Source organism: Pseudomonas gingeri, assembly GCF_013385425.1.
Taxonomy (GTDB): Bacteria; Pseudomonadota; Gammaproteobacteria; order Pseudomonadales; family Pseudomonadaceae; genus Aquipseudomonas; species Aquipseudomonas gingeri_D.
The window spans coordinates 247-23,783 of the sequence record NZ_JACAQA010000034.1; the positions used below are offsets into that span (position 1 = coordinate 247).

General features: G+C 52.0%; 22 protein-coding genes and 3 pseudogenes. 11 read left to right on the forward strand and 14 right to left on the reverse strand.

Annotated features, from left to right (window positions below; translation table 11 throughout):
- Nucleotides 1-676: 676 nt before the first annotated feature.
- Entirely contained in the window at nucleotides 677-1,108 is a 432-nt protein-coding gene (locus HX830_RS28695; protein ID WP_177104024.1) for a RidA family protein, read from the reverse strand.
- 380 nt (nucleotides 1,109-1,488) lie between these two features.
- Here HX830_RS28695 and HX830_RS28700 point away from each other — a divergent pair, with 380 nt between their 5' ends.
- From HX830_RS28700 to HX830_RS32670, 6 genes are all read left to right on the forward strand, one after another.
- A complete protein-coding gene (locus tag HX830_RS28700) occupies nucleotides 1,489-2,070 on the forward strand; it encodes a TetR/AcrR family transcriptional regulator (RefSeq protein WP_177104026.1) in 582 nt (193 codons plus the stop codon).
- Between the two features lie 183 nt (nucleotides 2,071-2,253).
- Nucleotides 2,254-3,135, forward strand: coding sequence for an NAD(P)-dependent oxidoreductase (locus HX830_RS28705; protein ID WP_177104028.1), 882 nt, complete (start codon nucleotides 2,254-2,256; stop codon nucleotides 3,133-3,135).
- Nucleotides 3,136-3,206: 71 nt separating this feature from the next.
- On the forward strand, nucleotides 3,207-3,956 hold the full coding sequence (locus tag HX830_RS28710) for a maleate cis-trans isomerase family protein (protein WP_177104030.1): 750 nt from the start codon (nucleotides 3,207-3,209) through the stop codon (nucleotides 3,954-3,956).
- 180 nt (nucleotides 3,957-4,136) lie between these two features.
- On the forward strand, nucleotides 4,137-8,060 hold the full coding sequence (locus HX830_RS28715; RefSeq protein WP_218171424.1) for an amino acid adenylation domain-containing protein: 3,924 nt from the start codon (nucleotides 4,137-4,139) through the stop codon (nucleotides 8,058-8,060).
- Nucleotides 8,061-8,312: 252 nt separating this feature from the next.
- Entirely contained in the window at nucleotides 8,313-9,527 is a 1,215-nt protein-coding gene (locus HX830_RS28720; RefSeq protein WP_177104033.1) for an MFS transporter, read from the forward strand.
- A 50-nt stretch (nucleotides 9,528-9,577) separates the two neighbouring features.
- On the forward strand, nucleotides 9,578-9,769 hold the full coding sequence (locus tag HX830_RS32670) for a hypothetical protein (RefSeq protein WP_177104035.1): 192 nt from the start codon (nucleotides 9,578-9,580) through the stop codon (nucleotides 9,767-9,769).
- A 125-nt stretch (nucleotides 9,770-9,894) separates the two neighbouring features.
- On the opposite strand, the gene HX830_RS28730 is transcribed toward HX830_RS32670, so the two are convergent.
- A complete protein-coding gene (locus HX830_RS28730; protein ID WP_177104037.1) occupies nucleotides 9,895-10,815 on the reverse strand; it encodes a LysR family transcriptional regulator in 921 nt (306 codons plus the stop codon).
- Between the two features lie 505 nt (nucleotides 10,816-11,320).
- On the opposite strand from HX830_RS28730, the gene HX830_RS28735 reads away from it, so the two are divergent.
- The 3 genes and pseudogenes from HX830_RS28735 to HX830_RS28745 all read left to right on the forward strand — a co-directional run.
- Nucleotides 11,321-11,716, forward strand: a complete 396-nt coding sequence (locus HX830_RS28735) for a nuclear transport factor 2 family protein (protein ID WP_177104039.1) — start codon at nucleotides 11,321-11,323, stop codon at nucleotides 11,714-11,716.
- Nucleotides 11,717-11,767: 51 nt separating this feature from the next.
- A complete protein-coding gene (locus HX830_RS28740; RefSeq protein WP_177104041.1) occupies nucleotides 11,768-12,235 on the forward strand; it encodes a nuclear transport factor 2 family protein in 468 nt (155 codons plus the stop codon).
- A gap of 6 nt (nucleotides 12,236-12,241) precedes the next feature.
- A pseudogene (locus HX830_RS28745) lies at nucleotides 12,242-12,355 on the forward strand (VOC family protein); the annotation flags it as partial.
- A 52-nt stretch (nucleotides 12,356-12,407) separates the two neighbouring features.
- Here HX830_RS28745 and HX830_RS28750 read toward each other — a convergent pair.
- From HX830_RS28750 to HX830_RS28775, 6 genes are all read right to left on the reverse strand, one after another.
- Nucleotides 12,408-12,806: a nuclear transport factor 2 family protein gene (locus HX830_RS28750; RefSeq protein ID WP_177104043.1), complete on the reverse strand. Its 399-nt coding sequence runs from the start codon at nucleotides 12,804-12,806 to the stop codon at nucleotides 12,408-12,410.
- A 90-nt stretch (nucleotides 12,807-12,896) separates the two neighbouring features.
- On the reverse strand, nucleotides 12,897-13,517 hold the full coding sequence (locus HX830_RS28755) for an NADPH-dependent F420 reductase (RefSeq protein WP_103497511.1): 621 nt from the start codon (nucleotides 13,515-13,517) through the stop codon (nucleotides 12,897-12,899).
- Between the two features lie 113 nt (nucleotides 13,518-13,630).
- Nucleotides 13,631-14,572 (reverse strand): SDR family oxidoreductase, encoded by a 942-nt coding sequence (locus tag HX830_RS28760; RefSeq protein WP_152742322.1) that lies wholly within the window; start codon nucleotides 14,570-14,572, stop codon nucleotides 13,631-13,633.
- An 84-nt stretch (nucleotides 14,573-14,656) separates the two neighbouring features.
- Nucleotides 14,657-15,625, reverse strand: a complete 969-nt coding sequence (locus tag HX830_RS28765) for an SDR family oxidoreductase (RefSeq protein WP_103497509.1) — start codon at nucleotides 15,623-15,625, stop codon at nucleotides 14,657-14,659.
- A gap of 314 nt (nucleotides 15,626-15,939) precedes the next feature.
- On the reverse strand, nucleotides 15,940-16,809 hold the full coding sequence (locus HX830_RS28770; protein WP_177104045.1) for an AraC family transcriptional regulator: 870 nt from the start codon (nucleotides 16,807-16,809) through the stop codon (nucleotides 15,940-15,942).
- Nucleotides 16,810-16,953: 144 nt separating this feature from the next.
- A complete protein-coding gene (locus HX830_RS28775; RefSeq protein WP_103497507.1) occupies nucleotides 16,954-17,559 on the reverse strand; it encodes a DJ-1/PfpI family protein in 606 nt (201 codons plus the stop codon).
- 236 nt (nucleotides 17,560-17,795) lie between these two features.
- On the opposite strand from HX830_RS28775, the gene HX830_RS28780 reads away from it, so the two are divergent.
- Nucleotides 17,796-18,233 carry a hypothetical protein gene (locus tag HX830_RS28780; protein ID WP_177104051.1) on the forward strand — a complete coding sequence of 146 codons (438 nt, stop codon included), beginning with the start codon at nucleotides 17,796-17,798 and terminating at the stop codon, nucleotides 18,231-18,233.
- 376 nt (nucleotides 18,234-18,609) lie between these two features.
- A pseudogene (locus tag HX830_RS28785) lies at nucleotides 18,610-18,792 on the forward strand (hypothetical protein); the annotation flags it as partial.
- A 10-nt stretch (nucleotides 18,793-18,802) separates the two neighbouring features.
- On the opposite strand, the pseudogene HX830_RS32240 reads toward HX830_RS28785, so the two are convergent.
- The 6 genes and pseudogenes from HX830_RS32240 to HX830_RS28810 form a co-directional block, all read right to left on the reverse strand.
- Nucleotides 18,803-18,919 (reverse strand): annotated as a pseudogene (locus HX830_RS32240) (AraC family transcriptional regulator); the annotation flags it as partial.
- Between the two features lie 23 nt (nucleotides 18,920-18,942).
- A complete protein-coding gene (locus HX830_RS28790) occupies nucleotides 18,943-19,449 on the reverse strand; it encodes an AAA family ATPase (RefSeq protein WP_103497494.1) in 507 nt (168 codons plus the stop codon).
- 246 nt (nucleotides 19,450-19,695) lie between these two features.
- Nucleotides 19,696-20,346 (reverse strand): hypothetical protein, encoded by a 651-nt coding sequence (locus tag HX830_RS32245; RefSeq protein ID WP_256350758.1) that lies wholly within the window; start codon nucleotides 20,344-20,346, stop codon nucleotides 19,696-19,698.
- 174 nt (nucleotides 20,347-20,520) lie between these two features.
- On the reverse strand, nucleotides 20,521-21,234 hold the full coding sequence (locus tag HX830_RS28800; RefSeq protein ID WP_177104047.1) for a hypothetical protein: 714 nt from the start codon (nucleotides 21,232-21,234) through the stop codon (nucleotides 20,521-20,523).
- A gap of 598 nt (nucleotides 21,235-21,832) precedes the next feature.
- Entirely contained in the window at nucleotides 21,833-22,171 is a 339-nt protein-coding gene (locus HX830_RS28805; RefSeq protein ID WP_177104049.1) for a hypothetical protein, read from the reverse strand.
- A 478-nt stretch (nucleotides 22,172-22,649) separates the two neighbouring features.
- Complete coding sequence (locus tag HX830_RS28810) at nucleotides 22,650-22,964, reverse strand: DUF7693 family protein (protein WP_103499745.1); 315 nt, start codon at nucleotides 22,962-22,964, stop codon at nucleotides 22,650-22,652.
- Nucleotides 22,965-23,537 lie beyond the last annotated feature (573 nt).

Below are 23,537 nucleotides of genomic sequence, written 5' to 3' on the forward strand. Positions count from 1 at the left end.
CATCGACAGGCTCAGTGGGGGACGCAGTATCTTGAGTAATGCGGCTTTGCGTTCCGGTGAATAGTACGGCACGAACAGTCTCTTTCCGCCCCCGATCTGCCTTTTCAGGAAAATTCAGAAAGGCGACAACTATCCTGACACCGGGGGGGAGCGCCGAGATGAGCTTGAATGTGCTCGCCTACAACTTGAAACGGGTCATGAAAGTCATCGGTGCCAACGCTTTGATGAAGGCGCTTTCGGCCTAAAAAACGCCGGTTTTGGCCCATCCAAGAGGCTGTAAAACAGCGTTGGCCTACTCTCGGTCATCACCGATGCAAGCCGTAACGCTGACCATGCGATCACTCAGCCAACGAGCGTCGATGCTCCAAAAAATGATGCCCATGAGCGTTTTTACACCCTCTGGGCCTTTGCTGCCTGTCACGACAGGCAGCAAACGGCGGCCAGCCGACACGCTATTTCTGGAATGCAAAGGGAGGAGATATCTTGAGCATGATACATGCGAGCCCGTGAGGCGATGCCATCGCAGGCTGGCGGGTAAAATTTTTTCTAAAACAGCACATTAATTACAACTGTTTCTCGTCTTGGATGTTTCCGGAGTGTGGATTAGTCTATATAAAAAGGAATGAATCGGCCTTGTATAGCAATGCCAAAAAGTTTAAGTATGCTATCCTGGCTCTCAGCGGCCAGCCGCAATAACATCCACTTCTACTAATGTACCTGGTAGCGGCAGGGCGACAACCTGAACGGCGGTTCGAGTTGGCTTGTTTGGCTGGTCTGAAGTCCCAAAAAACATATTGTAACCCTGCTGGAAGCCTGAGAAATCGAGTTTGCCGCCCAGCTCTGCGGTTCCAACAAGAAAGACTCGAATTTGAATAATATCCGCCATGGATAAGTTGCACTCTCGTAGGATGTTATTGATTTTTTTAAATACCGAAATGGTCTGTTTTTTTGTATCGCCGTAGGATGATGCTGTGCCTGGAGGTGCATCGATATCAACAATATCCGCCAGAATACCGCTGACGTAAGTAAGAGAGGAAGTGGCCGGGATAGTTACAGTCTCTAAATATGCCGCAGTTTTTAGGCCGGTGCGCTTGATGTCAATATTCATGTATAAATATCCTTTGCTGGTTGGTTCTTAGCGACAGCTAGTCACTCGACTTACATTATCGAGGTCGCGACTGTACGGAATAAGTACGATAGTTGAATGAGCTTTAGTTGAAATCAAGTGAATAGGATTCACTCAAGACCCGAGCTTTTTTTAAGTTGCACGATTTAAAACCTTGTTGCAAGGAATTTCGACGTTAGCCCAGTGATGAAAAAATCTTGCGGGATTTACTGCTTTTTTTTACTGTGAAGATCGTTCCTTGACCGTTGTGCTGCCTGGGGCAGACGCCAGGAACAATGTTTTCAGGTCGAGAATCGGGTGTTGACTATCTGAAATAGAAGCTTTACATTGATTGGAACGATCATTCCAGAGCGCGCAACCCTATGAGACCCAAGGAGTTTGACTCAGATGCCATAGCCGAGGCGGCTATGCGTGTTTTTTGGTTGCGAGGGTATAGCGGGGCAAGCATTCAGCACCTTGTAGAAGGAACAGGTCTTGGGCGCGGAAGTCTCTACAACGCCTTCGGCAGCAAACTAGGTCTGTACGAATTTGCGCTGCGTCGTTATTACCAACTCACTGCGCCAAACATTTCGATTCTATCTGAGGAAGGTTCGGTACGAGATATCGTGCGCAAACTTCTGATGAAAATTGTTTCGGAAGAGCTCAACGACATAGAGAGTATGGGATGCATGGTCGCCAATGCCTCGTTAGAGTTGGCAAGGCATGACCAAGACATAGCAAATTTGGTTGCTCAAAACTTTGCCCGCATGGAACGAGCCCTCAAAGAGCTGATAAAACGAGGTCAGGAGATCGGCGAAATATCGGCAGAAAAAAATCCAGGCGCCCTCGCCAGATTTTTTGTCAGCACAATTCAGGGTATTCGGGTACTGGGTAAGGGCAGTGCTAAAGAAGAGCGCGCGGAAAGACTGGAAGACATTGTTGATATCGCAATAAGTACTCTTTGAGAAAAATTTTACAGTGGCTAGACGAGTAGATTTTTTTGCCTAGTATTGTACTGATCATTCCAGAATGAAGATTTTTTGGATAACCGTGTTGATGGGATGTAAACGGGCGCCGAGTACCTTTAGTGCTAAAGCGCCTGCTGTACCGATTGATAAACTAAAGCTAACGATCGATAGGGATATAAAATGACTAACTCTGCGCAAGCATCCGCTCAATCCAAAACCGTAGCGGTACTTGGGACAGGCATTATCGGGGCTGCGGTAGCGCGTAACCTCCAGAAAAATGCATTCAACGTAAATGCATGGAACCGAACTTATGAGAAAGCAACAGCTCTTTCGGTTTCGGGCATCGAAGTGTTTGAAAAAGCAGAAGATGCGGTACGTGGTGCAAGTATTGTCCTGACTGTGTTGAAAGACGGTCCAGCGGTACTGGAGGCGATGAAAGCCGCGCTGCCAGGCCTTGCAAAAGGCGCCGTTTGGGTTCAGTTGAGCACTGTAGGTGTTAAAGCGAACGAAGAACTGACTTCATTCGCCGAGGAACATGGTCTGGCGTTCTATGACGCACCGGTTCAAGGCACTCGTGGGCCTGCGGAGCAAGGGCAACTGATAATCATTGCATCCGGCGGCTTGTCGCACCGAGAAGTGATTCAACCAATCTTCGATGCAATCGGCAAACGCACCTTGTGGGTTTCCGAGCAAAGCGGTGTTAGCAGCAAGCTGAAGTTGGCCCTTAATAGCTGGGCTTTTGCCCTCACGCACGGCATTGCAGAAAGTCTGTCTATTGCGGAAGCACTGGGTGTTGATCCTGCTCTGGTGGTTGATGTTGTGAAAGGCGGTCCTATGGACAGCATGTACTTTCAACTGAAGGCGGCGTCGATTCTGTCCGGTGATTATACCGTTAGCTTCTCTGTGGCGAACGCTGTCAAGGACGCTGAGTTGGTAGTTGAGGCCGCCAAGGAAGCTGGCGTAAAAGTGGATGCAGTAGAGGCTGGACTCAATCGCTTCAACCGCGCTCTGCAAGCCGGCCACGGCGACAAAGACATGGCCGCTTCGTACCTTGCTAAATAACAGCAACAACCCGTTGTAGATCCCTCGAACTTTATAGGTCGATGCTAATACCATCGGCCTTGAGATTAATTATGTTTGATGCTCTTGGATATCGACTAAAAATAGGGATCGTTCTCCCTTCTACTAACACTTCCATGCAACCTGAAACAGATTCCCTGCGGGTCCTTGGAGTTACCAATCATGCAAGCAGGATGTTGATTCAAGACCAGTTGATGGATAAAAAAGCTGGTTTTAATAGTGTCTTGAATAATATCCGAACGTCCACTGAGGATGCTATCCATAGCTTGCTCACTTGCAAACCAGACCGGGTGATTATTGGTGTTTCACCTGAGAGTTACTGGGATGGCCTTGGAAGTCATGAACGTGTAATGGATTCATTTTTGACCATGACCGGAGGTGTGCCCGTAACGACCAGCCCGGATGCATATCAGGCGGCGTTTAAAGCCTTTGGCAACATCAAGCGTATCGCGGTGATTACCCCGTACTTGCCAGTGGGTGATAACACCGTCAGCAAATTTTTTACGGATAATGGCTATGAGGTCGTTGCTATTCAGGGGCTCGGAGCCTACAGCCCAGCCCAGATATCGCACATCTCGCAGGAAAAAATATTTCAGGCTATCAAGGAAATTGATAGCGCTGATGTAGAGGCCATTGTTCAGGTCGGCACCAATGTCGCAATGGCGGGTGCTGCTACGATTGCTGAGGCTTGGTTAAACAAACCGGTCATTTCCAATAATGTTGTGCTCTATTGGCATGCTTTGAGACAGAGTGGCATTGTGGACACCTTCAGTGGATTTGGGGCTCTTTTAGAACATCACTGATAAAATTTATAATCAGTTCTGAAACGTTCGTTTCGGAACTCTGCATCATGAAAGTCGGCGCGATGGTGCTAGCCGCCGATTAATTTTCAATGAAATACCTACCTTGGCGATCATGTTTAATGATGCATCTAGCCTCGCTGTGCCGATTTTTTTAATACTAAAATAAAGGAAAGGAATCAAATGAAGGCTGCAAATTCAATCATTGCAGGGAAGCAGACGTCTGATAAAGCGAAGTACGATAAATTTTCGAGTGGCAGTGATTGGACACTGGTGGATTTGTTTCTTCTTCAATGCTCGGAGTCTCCAGAAGCTGTTGCTGTAATTGGGCAGGAAGGAGCTTTGACCTATTCAGAGCTGGATGTAAAAAGTAAATTGCTTTCTGATGAGTTTGTGAGTTTCGGTGTTCGAGTAAACGAATGTATCGGTATTTATGCTGAGCCCTCAATGGATATGATGATCGGTACGTGGGGGATTCTCCGCGCCGGTTGTGCCTATCTGCCGTTAGCCCCAGAGTATCCCGATGAACGAGTCCGTTATATGATTGAGGACTCGAAGATTAAAGTTATTTTTACTCAGGTTCATTTAGTCAAGAAGCTGAAGGAGCTAGCTCTTTCTGACGTGATCATTGTCACGCTGAACGACGTAAAACTGAAATCAAATTTCGAGGCCGACTCCGCAAATTCGCGGACAAAAAGGCTTGTGGGTAGTTGCTTAGCCTATGTGATCTACACGTCAGGTACAACAGGAAAACCTAAAGGCGTCGAGATCGAGCACCGCAGCATTCTTAATCAGCTGCTGTGGTTGAATGACGAATATAACATTGATAATAATAAAACGATTTTGCGCAAAACCCCCATGAGTTTTGACGCTGCGCAATGGGAGATTCTATCTGTTGCACTGGGCTCAAAAATCGTGATGGGAAAGTCAGGTATCTATCGTGACCCCTCAGCGATGATAGAAACCATACAACAGTTTAAGGTCAGTACAATTCAGTGCGTTCCTACATTATTGCAGGCATTGATTGATGAACCTGAATTCATAGCGTGTACGACGCTTTCACAAATTTTCAGTGGCGGTGAAGCGCTGACGCGAAAACTTGCGAAAAGCTGCCTTGATGTGATGCCGAAGTGTAGCCTGATTAATCTTTACGGTCCTACTGAGTGCACGATCAATGCTTCGGCCATCACGGTCGATAACCAGATGCTAGTTGATGGGCCAAAGGTAATCTCCATAGGCTATCCAGTAAGTAACACAAGCTATTATATTGTTGACGGTCAAGAGGTTGTTCCAAATACCGAGGTTGACAGAGTCGGTGAGTTGTATATTGGTGGTCTGCAGGTCGCCCGCGGCTATTTGAATAAGCCGGAGCAGACGGCGGAAAAATTTATAAGATTGTCCGTGGGTGATACCAAACAAAAGATTCGACTGTATCGGACGGGCGACCTTGCAAGCTGGAATAAAGATGGCAGTGTTCAATTTGTAGGTCGCGTCGACAATCAGATAAAACTGCGTGGCTATCGTGTCGAGTTGGACGAAATTCGTGTGGCCATTGAAAATCATGATTGGGTAAAAAGCGCTGCCGCCATTATTGATAGTGACTCACACTCGGGTGTTCAGACTCTGATTGCGTGTTTAGAGTTGAATCCGCGTGAGGCTACCCTAATGGATCAGGGAAGCCATGGTGCTCATCACCAATCGAAGGAAGGTCGAGTCCAGGTCAAGGCACAACTGAGCAACCTCGGATTGCGAAGTGATGCGGAAAATGCTGGGAAACCGGTCATCATTCTTCCTCGTAAAATGGCTTCAGAGCAACAAAGGAAACAAGCGTTTGCTCGGAAAACATACCGTTTTTTCGAAGGTGATGCGATCTGTAAAAAAGATATTGTAGAGCTGTTGGAGCACCGCGTCGTCGCAACAGAGTCGACAAGCCTGACCGAGGTTTCCCTTAGTACGCTCGGAGAAATACTTCGAACGCTCGGGCCGTTTACTAGCCCGGAACGTTTGTTGCCGAAATATGCTTATGCATCCCCAGGCGCTCTTTATGCGACCCAGCTTTATCTCGAGATCCACAATTTTGCGGGCCTTGTTTCAGGTTACTACTACTTTTCACCGGTTGATCATGAGCTCGTTCTAATTCAACCGATCGAGGGGGCGCGGGCTTATGGATTAACAATCCACCTTATGGGAAAAAAATCTGCCATCGAAGCTGTTTACAAGAATAATGTTATTGAAGTCCTGGATATGGAAGCAGGGCACATACTTGGGTTACTTGACTGTGTTCTGCCAGCTTACGGGTTAGGCATTGGGAATAGTCATTTTACGCCTAATGTTAGAATGTTTTTAGAATGCACAAGTGACCATTTTTATACCGGAAGCTACGATGTTGTGCCCTCAGCTGAAAGGCGTTTGGGCGGGGCTGTAGAGTTGCTGGTTCAAGCTCATGCCGGTAAAGTTACGGATCTTGATGAAGGCCAATATCGATATTCAAACGGTGAACTCATAAAGATTTCCTCTGATTTGATATTGAAAAAACATGTTATTGCGATCAATCAGCAGACATATGAGAACTCAAGTTTTGGTGTATCTATTATTAGTAGATCCTTCGACGGCTGGAGTAACTATGTCGATCTCGGCAGAAGACTACAGCAACTGCAACTCAATGGAATCAATATCGGCTTGATGTCCTCTGGGTACAGTTCCAAAACAGGAAATGATTTGCTGACTGCCAAGAGATTGAATGCCATCTTGAAAGATGCAGATCTTGGCTCGGGCCCTTCGTATTTTGCCCTGGCTGGCCGAGTCAGCGAAGCACAAATTCTTAGTGAGGGGATGAAGGAAGATGCTGTGCATTCCAAAGGGCCCGCAGAAATAATAAAGCAGGATCTGGTTGATTTTTTGCCTGAATACATGATTCCCAATAAAATCATTGTGCTTGATAAGCTACCTTTGTCCGCGAATGGGAAAGTTAATGTTCAAATGCTTAAGTCTCTCGTCGAGGCGCAGCGCGTAAAAAAAACCTATATTTTACCTCGTTCTACCATGGAAAAAGAGGTTGCGCAGATATGGCAAGATGTGATGAATTGCGAGTCAGTGTCAATAACTGATGATTTTTTCGAAGTGGGCGGAAACTCGCTGCTTGCAGTTGTGTTAATCAACAAGATCAATAAGGTTTTGACGGCTACTTTGCCTTTGCAGACTATTTTCTCCGCAGCAACGGTCGAATCACTTGCGGTGCTTCTCGAGGAAAAGAAAACCAAACAGATCTCCCGTTTAATTAAATTGAGTGCTGAATCCGCCGGTACACCAATTTATTGCTGGCCAGGGCTTGGTGGATACCCGATGAATTTGCGCTTACTTGCAACGAATAATGGATTGAACAGACCGTTTTTTGCTGTGCAGGCACTGGGTATCAATGAAGGCGAGGTTCCATATTCAACGATCAAGGAGATGGCGGCGCAAGATATTAAAATAATCAAGGAACATCAAAAGCACGGTCCTTATACCCTGTGGGGTTATTCTTTTGGTGCTCGGGTCTCTTTTGAGGTCGCTTATCAACTTGAGCAGGCGGGGGACATTGTTGATAATTTATTTTTGATCGCTCCAGGTTCACCTCAAACTCGGAAATCAGCAGATTTTGCGTTGTCGCACTCAGGTAACAGGTTTGATCAGAGTTATCTGACAATTCTCTACTCTGTCTTTGCAAGTTCTATCTCGGGCCCCGAACTTGCTCAGTGCTTATCTTCTGTGAATACGACTGAAGAATTCATCGAGTTTGTAGCGGCTCGATACCCTAGTCTTGAGCCGGTTGTTATAGAAAGGATTGTCAAGATTGTTGAGTTGACTTATGAGTTTAAATACACATTTAAGGAGATGGCCGAACATGTGATCGATGCCCCGATCTCGATTTTCAAGGCGGTTGGCGATGATTACTCATTCCTTGAGGCATCTTTGGGCGGTCTAGCAGCAACTCCTCAGGTGTTTGAACTTGGTTTTGATCACTATGAGGTTTTGAAGGAGGCCGGCATAAAAAATCTCACTGAGGCGATTGCATCAAGAGTGATGCAGGTTGAGAATTTTGTGCCTAAAGTTTCGATTTTTTTGTAGAGGACGCTGGGTATGCCTCATGTAAATATAAAGTATTTTCGTACAGATATTGCTGAAGAGCAGAAGCAGCAGATCAACAACGGTATCTCGCAGTTGCTTGAATCCGTGTTTTCTTGCAGTGCAAATGTAATATCAATAGCGCTCGAACCTATTGATCCTCTGGGATGGCGCGCGGAGGTTTATGATCCCGAGATCCTTGAGCGTGCACATCTGCTTTGCAAAGTCCCAAACTATTAAAACGGTGAAGGTATTATGACAGCTCAGGACAGTAGTTTTTCCAATCGGCCGATTTCCGATATCGACTATAGCGAGCGTATTCCTATTTGGAAATTACTCGCGTTCACGTTAGCTGGTTTCATTGCTATCATGACTGAAACCATGCCCGCGGGACTGTTACCACAGATTGGATTGAGCCTTGGAGTTTCAGAGGCGTTTGCCGGTCAGTTGGTAACCCTTTATGCCTTGGGTTCAGTTTTAGCCGCGATCCCTATCGTTGCGGCCACACGTAGCTGGAGGAGGAGACCACTGTTTCTTCTGGCTATTTCTGGTTTGCTGGTTTTCAACTCAATTACGGCGATTTCTTCTAATTTCGTCGTGATACTTATCTCGCGATTTATCGCTGGTATGGCCGCCGGTCTTATTTGGGGGCTGCTGGCTGGCTACGCAAGACGTATGGTACCTAACCATCTTCAAGGGCGGGCCTTGGCAATTGTCGGGGTAGGTCAACCCATCGCTCTTTCTATTGGCGTTCCATTGGGTGCCTGGTTGGGCGGCCTTTCGGATTGGAGAGGTGTATTTTGGATAATGTCGGGGCTTTCATTTGCACTGTTGATTTGGGTCAGATCCTGTATTCCTGATTACCCTGGGCAATCGTCTTCAAAACGTCAATCAATTAGAGCCATTTTTCTTACCCCGGGTATCCGATCAGTACTCTTCGTAATCTTCGCTTGGATCTTGGCTCATAACATTCTCTACACCTATATCGCACCCTATCTGGCGTCAGTCGGTCTCGCCGAATATGTTGATGTTGTATTGTTTTTGTTTGGTGCATCATCCGTCCTGGGAATCTGGATAACGGGGGTGTTTGTAGATCGCTCACTCAGGACTCTGACGATTCTTAGTCTTGCACTGTTTGCTGCAGCGGCATTAATCATCGGCATCGCCAATGGAAGCTCAATTGTTACTCTGGCTGGTATCGCTTTGTGGGGGCTGACCTTTGGTGGGGCGCCAACTTTGTTGCAGACTGCTATCGCGGATAATGCGGGTGAAGGGACAGATGTCGCGCAATCAATGTTGGTAACCGTATTTAATCTGGCAGTCGCCGGTGGCGGGCTTCTAGGGGGCGTTTTACTTCAGTACGTCGGTCCTGGTTCTTTTCCTTGGACTCTATTCGTTCTTGCAGTCCTGAGTCTACTGGCCGTATGGAACGCGAGAAGTCATGGATTCCAACCTGGTCGTCGTTCATAAGTATTTTGAAATGTCCACTGCTCGTTATTTGACGGCTTTGTCCAGCTAATGTGGCACTCCTGTTTGACGGGAGTGCTGCAGCCCAGAGGTACTGCTTGACCTTGGCGTCATATTTGGACAGCGGTAAATGTCTAATTACTGCCGATCACGGCAACGTCGAACAAATGCTTGACGTCGACTATGGTCGGACCCACACGATTCATACCTTGAATCCGTTCCCCCTTATTCTGGTTAGTGAGTAATTGGCCATGTAGGACTGAAGAACACCCTCTGCTCAAAACACGGATTTCAATCTCAGACGCGTACTTTTCTGTCGTGAAAACCGAGACCGACTTTTTCAACAGAATCGACCCTTTATAGATGCCACTCACTTAAGGCTGCCATCATCGTTTCGTTGGGCCAAGCGCTGGTAGATAAACTCCACTGCTAGTCGGATTTTCGGGATCAGATAGCGCGATTGCAGGTAAAGCATGTAGATCCCGACCTCGGTCCGCGAGATCCCAACCGGCTGACTAAGGTCTACAGTGACCAATTCCCCCTGCTGCAGGTATTCGCGCAAGCTCCACTCAGGCAGCAGTACCATCCCACGGTGCTTGCATGCCATGGCAGTCAAAGAGGCTACGTCATTGCTAATGAATGTTGGGACAATCCGAGGGGTTATCCAGTTCTTGCCATCAAAACCAAGCCATTTTAGGACACTCTTTGAGCCACGATACATGAGTGCCGAGTGGCCTTTTAAGTCTTCCACTGTCCTTGGCGTGCCACGAGTTGCCAAGTAGGTTGTAGAGGCTGCGAGGATGAAGATATTCGGGTCGAGTCGACGCGCAACCACCCGATTCTCTGGTTCAGAACCGGCTCGGAGAGCAATGTCGTATTTATCGCCACCGAGATCCTGTAGCTCGTCACTTAAATCCACGTCAAGGAGGACGTCTGGATAAATGTCGCTGAAATCCTGCAGCACAGGCAGCAGCTTCATCCGCCCGTAGCTTGGTGTACAACTGATGCGTAGCGTACCGCTGGGTCGGCTTGCTTGATCTTTCAAAAGCTCTTCGGCGGCAGCCAGCTGTGCCATCCCTGAACGAACCTGTGCCAGATACGTTTCTCCCACTTCGGTGAGGCTGACGCTTCGAGTCGTGCGATGGAGGAGCACCGCCCCGACAGAATTTTCAAGCTCCGCGATTCGCCGGGATATTGAGGAGGCTGGCACATCGAAAGCTCTGCCCGCCTCGGTGAAGCTTAGGGTATCAGCAACCTTGATGAAGTATTTGAGTGCGCGCAATTTGTCCATCAGTACGACCCTTTCCATCATTGTCTTTTCGACAAAACTGTTTTCTGATTGTATCTATTTAAGGACTGCGCAGGTTGCCTTAACCTAGAAATCTCAAACGAGGTCAACCAGCAATGCGGGAAGTTACAAACCCGCTACATCTGGACGGCCCAAACCCATAGCCAGCTTCCCTGGCTATCCTTTTGGGTTTAGCAAAGGCAATGCTGGGGAAGAACTCACTCTGGGGCCGTGACGCCGAGCGTGGCGGGCGTCACTTGGTTACGGGGCGCCCTACCCAAAAAGGGGGACGAGCCCAAGTTGCTGCGCGACGTACACGTTCCGTTGGATGAGATGCCAAGGGGAGATTGTCCCAATGCGCTTACGAGCAGAGTAGCCCTTAGATAGTAGCGCGATAATGGATATATCACCTTCCAGTTGGGCCGCACTGAGCGCTCGGCTCAAGAACGCAAAAACTATTTGATTGTTTATATTTTACATCCATTGAAATCATAGAGAAGGACAGGCAATGAACCACGAAGAGCAGAATAAGCATTTCGTATTGGAAGCGTTTGAGACGCTGTTCAACAAGCGCGACTATACCGCAGCAGAACGCTTCTGGTCACCCGACTACATCCAGCACAGTGCCTACATTGCACCAGGTCGTGAGGGCCTTTTTGAACTAGTTAAGGCAGCGCCCGCTGAGTTTCGCTACGAAAATGCACTGGCTGTGGCATCGGGTGATTATGTAATGCTTCATGGCCGGTTTTCAGGATTCGGCGCCCCGGTAAATTGGATTGTGGTCGATATAGTGCGAATCGAAAACGGCCAGCTCGCTGAGCATTGGGACGTCATTCAGGACGAAGCTACGCGCGACGGATCAAAGAGCGGACTACCCATGTTCGGTGATAGTTTTCCGAACTGATTAAATAGCGCCGTACTACGCGCGTTCACTGATTTTTCGAGTAAGTTTTCTATGACAGATGCAAAGACCCTACTGTTGGATTTACTTGCCGCAGCTCCTGATGGTAAGAAATGTGCCAAGCTGTTTGCTGAAGACGGAGTGCTGGAACTTCCATTCCTGCATTCGCTTGGTATCCCAAGCCGTCATCAGGGGCGGGAAGCCATCGCAAAATTTTACGATTTTGTCGGCGGCACCCTTTACCCAGGCTTCGGCTTCAAACCTGAAAACGTCACTGTACTGATGGATACGGGGAATCAGGTGTACGCCGAGTATTTGACAGATGCGCGCGCGGCGGCCACCGGGCGTCTGATCCATCATCTGTTCGCGGGACGACTTGTCGCCGAGAACGGCAAAATCAAGCTGCTTCGCGAGTCGCTAAATACGGTGGCTGCCGCGCAGGCACTCAACACGAAGGGTGTCGCCGACCTAGCTTCGCCTGAAACTGAGATTTTCTCGGTTCCGCCGGGATATAAAAGCTAGGTTGCCGAGGCGGTCGGGGCTGTTATTTCCCACGAAACCTTTTCGTTCCCTGGTGGAAGCAGGTTCCACTTCATTGATCCAGATGGCTATGAGCTGGCGGTTTGGACCGCTCAGCCGTAGGTCCCGGCCTCTCTTGAATGGGCTGGGTCCGTTTTCAATCAGCGCCAACAGCTCACGCCATCTCGGAGGAGCGTGCCAGTGCTTGCGTGTCGATATATTCGCGGATGTTTGTCACTTTGCCATTGCGAACAGTCATGGCGAAGACAAAATGGTCCTCGAACGTCCTGTTCGTGGCCTTAACTTTCCCCGTGGCGAACCCGACCATCAGAACCCGGTCCCCCTGCGCTACAAATTCGGGGGGCTTGGGGAATGAAGTTTCCATTTCGCAAGCCTTCTGAAGCAAATCCGCCAATCCCTGGTGCCCGCGGTGCGTGCCGGCCAGCGGCCAGTCCTGGCCCGGAATGATCCACTCGATATCTTCGGCAGACAACGCCAGCAGACCGGGCCTATCGCCGCGGCCCATGGCTGCAAAAAAACTCTTCACAGTCTGGACATTCCCTTGTGTGCTCATCGAAATCTCTCCATGTCCTTTTACCTGGGAACGTGTCCGATCTCATCGGACACGTTGTGGACCTGCTGGTGAGGACGGGGTGTCGGTGATTCAGCCGATATCGACTTTCATGGCGATGTCCCAGCTGCCGGCGCCGTTTTTGGCCAGGCCGATCATCATCAGGCCGAGCGCCTCGAGCGTCTGGGCCATCTGCAGGCCGCCGACATCCAACGGACGCAGCCCGAGACTCTCGAGAAACGTCGAGACCCGCGCCTTGGCGTGCGCATCGTCCGCCGCGATGAACGCGTCGAGGCGTTCACCCTTGGCAAGTACGTGGCCGAAGAGGGTATTGAACGCCTTGACGACATGCGCGCTGGCGGGGGCGCCCTTGGCGATCTCCTGCGCACCGGAACTGCCGTGGGGGGTAACGAGGCCCGAGAGATCGGGAGCGACCGGGTTGGTGATATCGATGATCACCTTACCGTCGAGCGATTTCCCAAAGTCGGCCAGTACCGCCACCGCGCTGGGGTACGGCACGGCGAGAATGACGATGTCGCCCGCCGGAGTGGCGCCGTAAGTCCCGGTGATCGCTCCGGAGGCGAGCTTGTCGGCAAGCGCCTGCGCCTTGGCGGGATCGCGGCTGAATACCTCGACGGTGTGTCCGGCCTTGGCAATACGGCCGGCGACCGCCGTGGCCATGCCTCCCGAACCGATAATGCTGATAGTGCTCATGTGCAGTCTCCGTTCTGAAATCAGGTATTTTTCGTCTTTTCTGGACGGGTTACGCCGTCGCGGCTTGGCCACCCGCCGGGCGCAGTGCGGCCCGGCGGTGTGCCGTCACCTCATCAGACGGCCGGGAAGTAATGACCGTTATCAAGATCGGCGAAGAGTCCGGGCTGGGTCGGTTCCCAACCAAGAACCTGGCGCGTGATGGCGTTCGATGTCGGGGTGTCCAGCGTGACCAGATTCGCCAGGAACCCGAAGTAGCCAGGCAGCATCAGCACGTCCGCGGGAATAGGCACGGCGGGCAGATTCAATCGGCTGGCAATGGCTTCGGCGATCTGGCGGTATGGGATGGCCACTTCGGCGATTGCATGCCAGCTTCTGCCCGCGGCGCCTTTCTCCAGCGCCAGGCGAAACACGCTGGCGAGGTCACGGGCGTGCACGGCCCCCCAACGGTTGGCACCGTCTCCGGGGTAGCCGACGACACCCTTTTCCTTGGCCAGCCCGATCAACAGTGGAAGGAAGCCGGCGTTATCGGTGGAGCTGTGCATGATCTCAGGGATCCGCACGATTGAAGACCGTATGCCCTTTTCGGCGAGACCGATCACCGTGGTTTCCACGATGTTCCGAACCCGCAGGGTATTCTTGTACGGATCGCCGCCGGGAAGGGGTGGATCCTCCTCGGTGGCCGCCCGGCCCAGGCCCTCCCAGCCGGGCGAGCCGACGCTTCCAGATACGACCAACGGCTTTCCGCTTCCGGCCAGTGCTTGGCCATAGGCGAGCATGATCTCAAGCTCCGCGGCCGCAACGGCGTTGATTCCGCCGGTTGGAATCAGGTCCTGCCGGTGCGCGAGGTGGATGACGCCGTCCGAGGCTGCGGCCGCCTCCTTGAGCCCGTCGAGATCCTCGAGATGGCCGCGATGTACCTTGGCGCCGAGCGCAGCCGCCTGCGCGGCGGCCTTGTCGGACCGAGCCAGGGCCGTGACCTCATGGCCGGCGGCGATAAGATCGGAGATGATGTACGGACCGGAATGGCCGGTGCCGCCAGTGACAAAAACGCGCATATGCGTGCTCCTCATGGGTGATGGGGTGCGAGAAAAGGTGTCAGGGGACTGTGCCGGGCGCATTGGCGATCCAGCGCCCCGCCGTCAGCTCAAGTCAGTCGGTGGAAAGTAATGGCCGTTGTCCAGGTCCTCGATCAGACCGGGCTGAACGGGGTCCCAGCCAAGAGCCTGGCGGGTGATGGCGTTCGACGCGGGGAGGTCCAGCGTGGCCACTGCCGCCAGGAACCCAAAGTAGCCCGGCAGCATCAGCTCGTCCGCGGGGATGCTCACGGCGGGTATTCCCAGGCGAGCGGCTATAGCCTCGGCGATCTCGCGGAACGGGATTCCCTCGTCGCCGATCGCGTGCCAGGTTTTGCCTGCGGCCCCTTTCTCGAGCGCCAGGCGGAACAGAGAGGCTAGATCGCGGACGTGCACGGCGGGCCAGCGGTTCTTGCCGTCTCCCGGATAGCCGGCGAAACCCTTTGTTTTCGCGAGCGTGATCAGCTGCAGGCGACCGGTCGCACTGTGTAAGAGCGTGGGAATCCGCACGACCGACGATCTGACACCTCGCTCGGCGAGGCCCACGACGGCGGTTTCCACGATATTGCGTGTCAACAGAGTGCCTGAATCGTTCGGGCCGCTGGGTAGAGCGGGATCCTCCTCGGTCGCCGGGCGGCCCAGACTGACCGGCGCGCCGATAGGCGCCGCCCTGCCCACATTCATGGGCGTGCCGATACTGCCTGCAACGACCAGTGGCTTATTCGTGCCCGCCAGCGCTTCGCCGAACGCGAGGACGGTCGCGAGTTCCGATTCGGCCAAGGCGGCGATCCCGCCGGACGAAAGCAGTTCGGCCCTGTATCCGAGGTGAATGACGCCGTCGGACTCAACCGCCGCCGCCTTGAGCCCTTTGAGGTCGGCAAGATCTCCACGACGCACCTTGGCGCCGAGCGCTGCCGCCGCTGCCGCGGACGCGTCTGACCTCGCCAGAGCGACGACCTCGTGGCCGGCTGCGATGAGGTCAGGGATGACGTACGAACCGACGTGGCCGGTGCCGCCAGTGACGAAAACGAGCATGTTATTGGCCCTTCTGAGCAGTGTGATACGAAACGCGCTGGTGCGACTGCGTTCAACTTAGAAGTCATGCTGGTCGTCTCGCTTGCAAAAAGCAAGTGAATTGCAGGAATTTACTTGCTCCATGCAAGCGATGTTAAGGTCCGGTCAGGAAAAAAACCTCGATTTCTCGAGATTAAGGAGTGAACCAGAGGGCAAGAAAAAACGAGGTCAGAAACCTCGCGACCGGTAGCAACGGGTCGATTCTGTTGAAAAAGTCGACCCTGAACGGTCACATCGTCAATGTCCGTTCAGGGGCGAAGGCTCTGCCTGCTCCGCTATTGCAGCGGAACATACACATCTGTTTGCCATTGATCCTGCGGTGTCTCGGGATAGATGCTCAGGTAATTGAAGAACAGCGGCTGGTCACGCAGTTCCTCTCCACTGGCAGGAAGCCAATCGCGGTAAATCGGATAGATCGTTTCGCCGATGTGATCCGGTGACCCCACGTGTCGCACCACGACGCAGCGACCACCAGGAATGACGATCTCGTGCACGCCGAACTCATTCGGTGCCACGGCCTCGTGAATCTCGCCGCAGATTGCGAAGCGGAATGCTTCTGGTGGTGTCGTATCGGGGTTGTTATAGGGAATGCCAAAGTTGCGACTCGATGCCACCGGCGACTGTCCGCTCTGCATACGCCACTCGATGAACCTGCGCACGCTCTCATTGACGAGCCCGGGTGGTCCGCAGTGCTCGAGCGAGGCTACCTTGACCTCAGGGAAATCTACGATTCGTATTTGCATGACAATAGTCCTGGAAAAGTGAGGGATGGCGAACACCGCATTCCAGACCTGCCAGTTCGGTTCCTTCCTGAACGCACTCGGCGTCGTACCGAATGCCCGTCTGAACGCGCGGCAAAATGCCTCGGGACTTTCAAAGCCGGCACCGAGTGCGGCGTCCAGTACCGAGTGATCAGCGAGGGCGGCCAGGCGATGTGCCGCACGTCGTAGTCGCATCAGTTGCACATAACGTGAGACAGGCACGCCAACGAACGCGGTGAATTGCCGATGGAAGTGAAACGCCGAAAAGTTCGCCACATGGCTCAACGTCTTCACCGACAGGTCACCTTCGAGATTGGCATCAATGTAGGCGAGTACGGCGTTGAAGCGCTTTGTGTAAGCGAAATGGGTCGGCATGTCGGGCACTGGGAAAAGCTCCTGGAAGTACGGTCGGCAATAGAATCGACTATAGCGGCGCGGACGTGCCTAGCCGCGCTTGCTCAAGACCCATTTTGGATGGGCCAATACGATCTCTTCCAAGGCGTTCCTCTATCGTTTGAGCCGCTGTTATCAGCTGACACCTACTACTGAAGTACCCAATATCCAGGCGGGCCGGCGGTGCTCGGCGGCGTGCATTGCCAGGTAGGCTTTGAGGTTTTCGTCACCGATCCCCAAGGTGTATAAGATTTCAGCCATGAAACTGACCGGAGCGGTACCCGGCGCCGTAATTACGCGCTTATCGGCGATCGCATAGGGGACATCCTGATAGTAAGCCGCTCCACCGTAATTCAGTTTCGACAGGTTCTCTGCCGAGTTGGAGGTGTGGCGCAGGTTATCGAGCACGCCCGATTGTGCTAACACACGGGTACCGTCGCAAATGCCGGCGAGGATGATGTTTCTTTCATGGGCCGCGATAACCAGGTCCGTGATATTCGGGGCCTGATCGGTCTGCCAAACGGTACCCCCACAGATGATCAGCAGGTCGAGCTCATCGAGCTGTATGGCTTCGATCGCCAGGTGTGGGGTGACGATCATCCCACCAGAGGAGGTGACTTGGGTGCCCCCTGAGGTCGCGAAGCGTGTATCGAAGCCGTAGTAGCCACGACCGGTGGAGTTGATCAGGGCTGTTTCCCAATCCGAAAAATTCTCGGTGAGAATAGTAATGGCACGTGTCATTAGAGTGTCCTTCTCTGACGGCATTGATAAATATCTGAGGGGGCCTTTTCCTCGGGGGCCAAAGGGTAACAAACACGATCGTCAGTTTTTGTCAGTAGCGCTTGGGGCGTGCGTAGGGATGGTGCCAACTGAATCGGCCCATAGCTGCCGTTCGACCAAAGAAACAGTGGGCTGATAGAGTTGAGTATGCTCGCGGCGGGTAATAGTTTGGCCTGATTGTTTTTTGGAGATTGATGATGGGTTTCTCCACAACACTGTGGGAGTGGTATGGTCAGGACGAGTACGAGCGAGTGCTTGTTTTGTGTGAGGCAATCCCAGCCCTTGAATTCCTGGCGCTGACCGCCGATCTGCAGCAGAGAGCAATCCCGGACTGTCCGGCATGTGCAGTCTGGTCCGAAATGATGCTGCCATTGAACGAGGTTCTTTCAACCTGTGGGAGCGTGTTACCAGAGCAGATCAGAACATGTCTGGAGCGTCTCTGGAAGCTATGCAACGGCCTTACTGAGGTTGCATTTCACTGTCATGATCGATTGATATTTGATCATGACGAGTGGTGGCCGATCAGAACTGCTGCCCAAGAGTTGCTGGATCTCATAGAGTCTCTGGAAATCAATCCCTTCTTGGATGATTTGTTACTGGGTTGTCGAAATGCTGTTCGCGGAGTAAAGCGTTGAGCGTTTCAGAAAACCTACACCCAGTAATCGCTCTTCGTGGATAGCTCGCAAGACTGAGTGGCAAAGCGCTCGGGCTTTCTGTCCCTGAGGGTACCGTCATGTAGGGCGAGCACGATGGTACAAGCCTGTTGTGCGGATAACATTGGTCCGTGCTCTTGTGTTGTGAATGCTGTTGTCAATGCTCGTTCTTGTCCACTCGTTTTATCTGCGGTGAAGCCCCGCAGCGTTGCGCCAGTACAAGGTTGCTTCGTACTGGAAGTTGATGAGGAAGTGAGATGAACATACCTGGGCAATGGATTGGGCTATTTTGTCCAGATCGTCCATAGCGGAATGTCCCTCCGGTTCGGGCCCCTTGATTCTGATGTTACAGCGTGTAGCGATGGGCAGTTACACCGTCGTCGATTTGCTCAGCTTCTACAAGATCAATGACCAGGTGCGGCTCAATCTCGACGTGAAAAACCTGTTTGATCGCGACTACGAAGAAGGCGCGTTCGGCAACGTTTATGCCTATCCGGGTGCGCCACGAACCGTGCAAGTCGGCGTTTCCTATACGTTGTAGTGCTCTTTGCCATTGCTTCCCCGATCTGATCCGGTGACCCCACGTGTCGTATCACGACACAGCGACCGGCAGGCATGACGATCTCCTGCACGCCGAACTCATTCGGCGCCACGGCCTCGTGAATCTGCGACCTTGGGTGTTTAGCTAGCGCTACTCCTTAGATAAAAAACGTTCGGTGATCATTGCCACCGCCTGCGCCGGAGACGTCAGGGCGGTGTCTATATTAAACGGAGCGGTATCCCAAGCCTCATATTCATGATCCAGTACAGACTGCCAGGTTGGTGGGGTCAGTCCAGGAATATCAATTTTTCTGGTTTCTACCCGGCGCTGATGTTCATGTTTATCGGAGCAGATCACTTGGATGTTCACTAATGGAGCACCAGCGCGTGTGGCGATATCGCTCCACGCCCTTCGGCTTTCGATCACTGGGTTAACACAGTCAACTATGACCGTGCTGCCAAAACGAAGATTGCTCAGAGCAAGCTCATTGGCGACCATGTAACCGCTCCGTCCTACATCTTGTGCAAGAGCACCAGAGTCGCGAATAGCCTGCTCAATCGTATCGATCCGCAGATACACAGCACTTGTTCTGGTGGCAAGGTCACTTGCGATAGTCGTTTTTCCGGTACCTGGAAGGCCGCTGAAGACAATGAGCATTCTATGTCCTTGGGTGAGTGGGTTACCCAGCATAGCTGGCTGCCCGTTATGCGGCAGTAACTGGTCGATTTCACTGGCCCGTCGCGCCGCCAGTCAGCGGCTTTTCAAGTCACGTCTTATGGAGGCTTACGTCATGCAAACTGCAATTTTCGTTCTCCTCACCTAACGTCCAGCTAATATCCTCACGCCTCGGAATGAAAAAAACCGCCTACTCGCCTGAAAAGGCGGGTAGGCGGTCAGTTAGCCTCAGTCAAACTGGGGCAGGGTGGGTTCAACGGGCAGGAGCAGGTAGGTGAATCGCCTGTCTGCCGAGGTGATGATCCAGAGCATCTTCGCCGCTCCAACGTCAACGTCGTATTGCGAGAACAAGCTGGCGCCGGTCAGCACCGCCCGTTCGTTTTTCAGTCTGTCCGCCCCTGGCAATTCTCCCCAATCACCACAGAGATGACGGTCCAGAAAATGCGCCATGTCCAACAGACCTTGTTGAGCAAGCGCCTCTACGCCCTGGGTCATGACGACTTCACCGAAAGCAAAGAGCTCTCCAGGAATCCGCTTTTCAAGTGCCTCGGCCTCATACCTGAGCATGAGCGTCAGCACATGCAGTTCATCTTCCTTCCGATCTACGACCAGGCGCAGATCCAACAGGACTCGATCTGATCGCTCACCCGTGGAGGGAAAGCATTCGTGGCTGAAGTCAAAGAACATAGGCTCGTCGTCCCACGCCTCCTGGATGATGGTTTCGTGAACGGCCTGAAGTACTGCAGTCAGGCGACAGCCCTGTTCGGCGATGTTCAGTGGCTTTGCTATGTAAACACTTTCATTCCAAGCCTTAATCGTGAAAACGACAGGTAGGTCGAGCAGTGCTTCTTGTTGCGGTGTGAGTGAATCCAGTTTCATAGGTCTCTCCAGAAAAGCCCAAAACGGAGAGACACTGCGCCCGGACGGGGAGTGTTCCCCGCATGGGCAGAAAGTGTGGTGTATCAGTACGGCGGGGACAGTGCCCACTGTCTAAAGCGTTTAAGCTACAGGCCGAAACCTGCCGGTAGAGCAGTAAAGCTTTGGCTCATGAAACTATTTTCCAATGAGGAAATCATTAACCACTTTTATCCCTATACCCACGACAGCAGTGACGATAACGCTGAGCTGCCAGTGCACGTATTTGAATTTTGACTCGACGCTTTTGATGGCCGCCTCTAGTTTGATACCTTGCTGTTCAAGAGCATTTTCAAGCTTTACAGCCATTTGGTTTAGTGCTGTTTCCTGTGCTTTGATTGGGGTGTCAGTTTGACGGCCTTGCTTTTCCATCGACAATCGGAATTCATAGCCTTGTGTTTCTATTGCACGTCGAAACTCGCTGCCTTGCTCCTTGATTTCGGTGCGAAGCTCATTGCTTTGCTCCTTGATTTCAGCGCGAAGCTCATTGCTTTGTTTTTCCATCGCAAGCCAGAAATCGTTGCCTTGCTTTTCTATTGAGGCACGAAGATCGTTGCCCTGCTCCTTGATCTCAGCGCGAAGTTCGATCCCCTGGGTAACAATCGCTTGGCTGAGCGCGTTTATCTGCTCGCCATGGGTTTTGACCGTGTCGCCGAGCTCTTTGCTCGAGCCACGCAGGTCTCGGCCCAGGTCGACGGTTTTTTGGATCAACTGCTTCTCCACTCGTACCAAATCGGATTTCGTTGCTACGTTTCGCACTTCGGCCTCCCAAGCCTCTACGACGGCTTTGGCTTTTTCCGGTGGTACGCTGATGGCTGACAGCGCGTTATACAAAGCCATAGATCTACTCATGGTGTCTCCTACTCAATGCAGACGTGACGAGGAGGCACCACCTGACGGTAGGTCTCCGTCACGGTGGGGTTGGGGCATTCGATCGGCGAGGGTGTCGACGACTGTTCGCACTTCCGAATGCTGGGCGAACTAGGGATGATCAATGTGCTATCTGCACACCGTGGCCTCGAAGATCACGACCACTTGGGAAGGTGCTGCCAACGACAGCTAACCAGGTCAAATCATCGATCCAAACTCACTGGGTGAGATAGCCAGCCACTTCCGGTGAAAATGTAGGAAATGGCCTATCTCATTGCACGCAACTACACGTATGCCGCGCACAGTCGTACAGAGAGCAGGGGGCTCTGTTCTCAGTTCTGGATGTAGTGTTCTTGTATCGCACGTGCTGTCACAGGGTGTGCCTCATGGAAACGTTGTTTTAACATGAGGGCTTCGAGGGGAAGGGGGGGCCATGGCGGCGTCCTTGCCGCGTCCCACAAATGCTCACTGCTGTGTACGGTGTGAGCGCAGATCAAGAGAGACAAGCTTGCCGACTGACGTTGAGTTTTTGAAACCTTGATGTCAGGTGGTCCTGGCGCCAGCAGGGACTGTCAAAATTTTAAAGGCTTTCAATGTGTAGTTTAAAAACAGTTAGAATTATTATCACCGTGGTCATCAGAATGACCATCCATTTTCCGATTTTGTCAGACCGTTGCTCTTTGGCCCTATCACGTTCTATACGATTGTTCAGTGCGATTTCTTCGGCAATTTCCTTACAAAACTGACGGCGTTGATCGATGAGGGGTTTGCTGAGAGTAGCTATGCTCTCGCTCTGTTCTTTAATAGACGTACGTAGCTCTCTGATCGAGGCGTTTAACTTATCGCCCTGATTTGAGATGTTTCGATTCAACAGATTTTCAGTAGATGTCAGATCATATTTTGATGCTGGGTCTCTCACTTCGCTCTCCTAAGCCATTGACAGCGACTTTGGTTTTGTAGAGTGGTCCATTGACGTGCTCACACTTGCAAAGTCTGGGCGTACCATCAACCGATCAATGAACCGTCAGTACACGGTGCTCTCGAGGACAACACCGCCTGGGAAGAGGTTGTTGTCAGCCGTCATCCCGATCTAATAGTCGAGCCAAACCCATTGACTGAGATAGCCAGCCATTTCTCGGGTGATTGTAGGGATATACTTCGTTTGACGCGTGCAGATGATCTGCTCTCTGCTGGAAAGCTGAGTGAATTTGGGCGCACTCCTAGAGAAAGAGGCCTCCTCACAACTGGCGCGTGCTTTTCCCTTTTGATCGGGCGTTTTTTCTGACAGGTGATCCTTCAGGGAAGCACTACATAGGTCTGATACTCAGGCTTCCAGCCTGGAAGAGCTAGCGCTTTAACCAGTAGCATTTTGGATGACGAAGAAGGGTGATGGGGTCTCAAAGATTGGCGAGCATGAGCTCCAACTGCCGATGTTCCCAAGCGCTCAGTAGATCAACTGGATTGGTTCCGTAACGCTGCCAGTCTTCAAGCGTTCCTGTTCTTCCTGCAGGGCACGTCGCGTCTTCACAGTAATCCAGAATGTCGCCGTCATTGAAAAGCGTAAGCGTCCAGCCATCGACCTCAACGGGCATAGGTCCGGTATGGATCTCGCTCCAGGACTGCGGGCTCAGTCGACGCAGGGCGCGTACACCCAGAGCGACCTCTTTGAGCACCTGGTAAACCTCACGAGCGATGAGGGGGGTGGCTGTCATGTGCGTCGCTCCGCTGTGGCCTGCGAGGCCCAGCTATAAGACGATGCGAGTGATCTGCTTTTGCGGCTCGGCATTGCAACCCACTGACTTGGATAAAGGGGCCTCTCAGTATACTGAAGTCTGCATACCTCACCCGAGGCGTGAGGTAGAGGGCGGACTACTGCGTGATCAACAGCCACGGCCACATGGCGTTGGTGGCCCGTCTGGCTAAAAGCCTCGACGACTGAATAGCGAAACATCGGATCCGCTTTTGAGGCCTTGTTACCATCTTTGGCATGTCTGTAGCGGAGGGTTAGGGGCACAATGCCGGCAGAGACCTCACACCCGTACGCAGGCGTGCTCTGCGTACGGGATATGAATGGCTGTGAATCAGCACGTAGACCGTGCCGAGCAACGAGAGAACCACAAACGCCAACCTGCCAGTGACACGGTGAATGCGCTGTGCTCTATTTGACTTTATCTATCCATGCAAACATAACGGTCATGATGAGGAAGGGCGTGACCCCATACAGCAGGGTGGCGCTCCACAACTGTCTATTGAACTTGACCATTGTAGTGGTCAACTAATTCCGG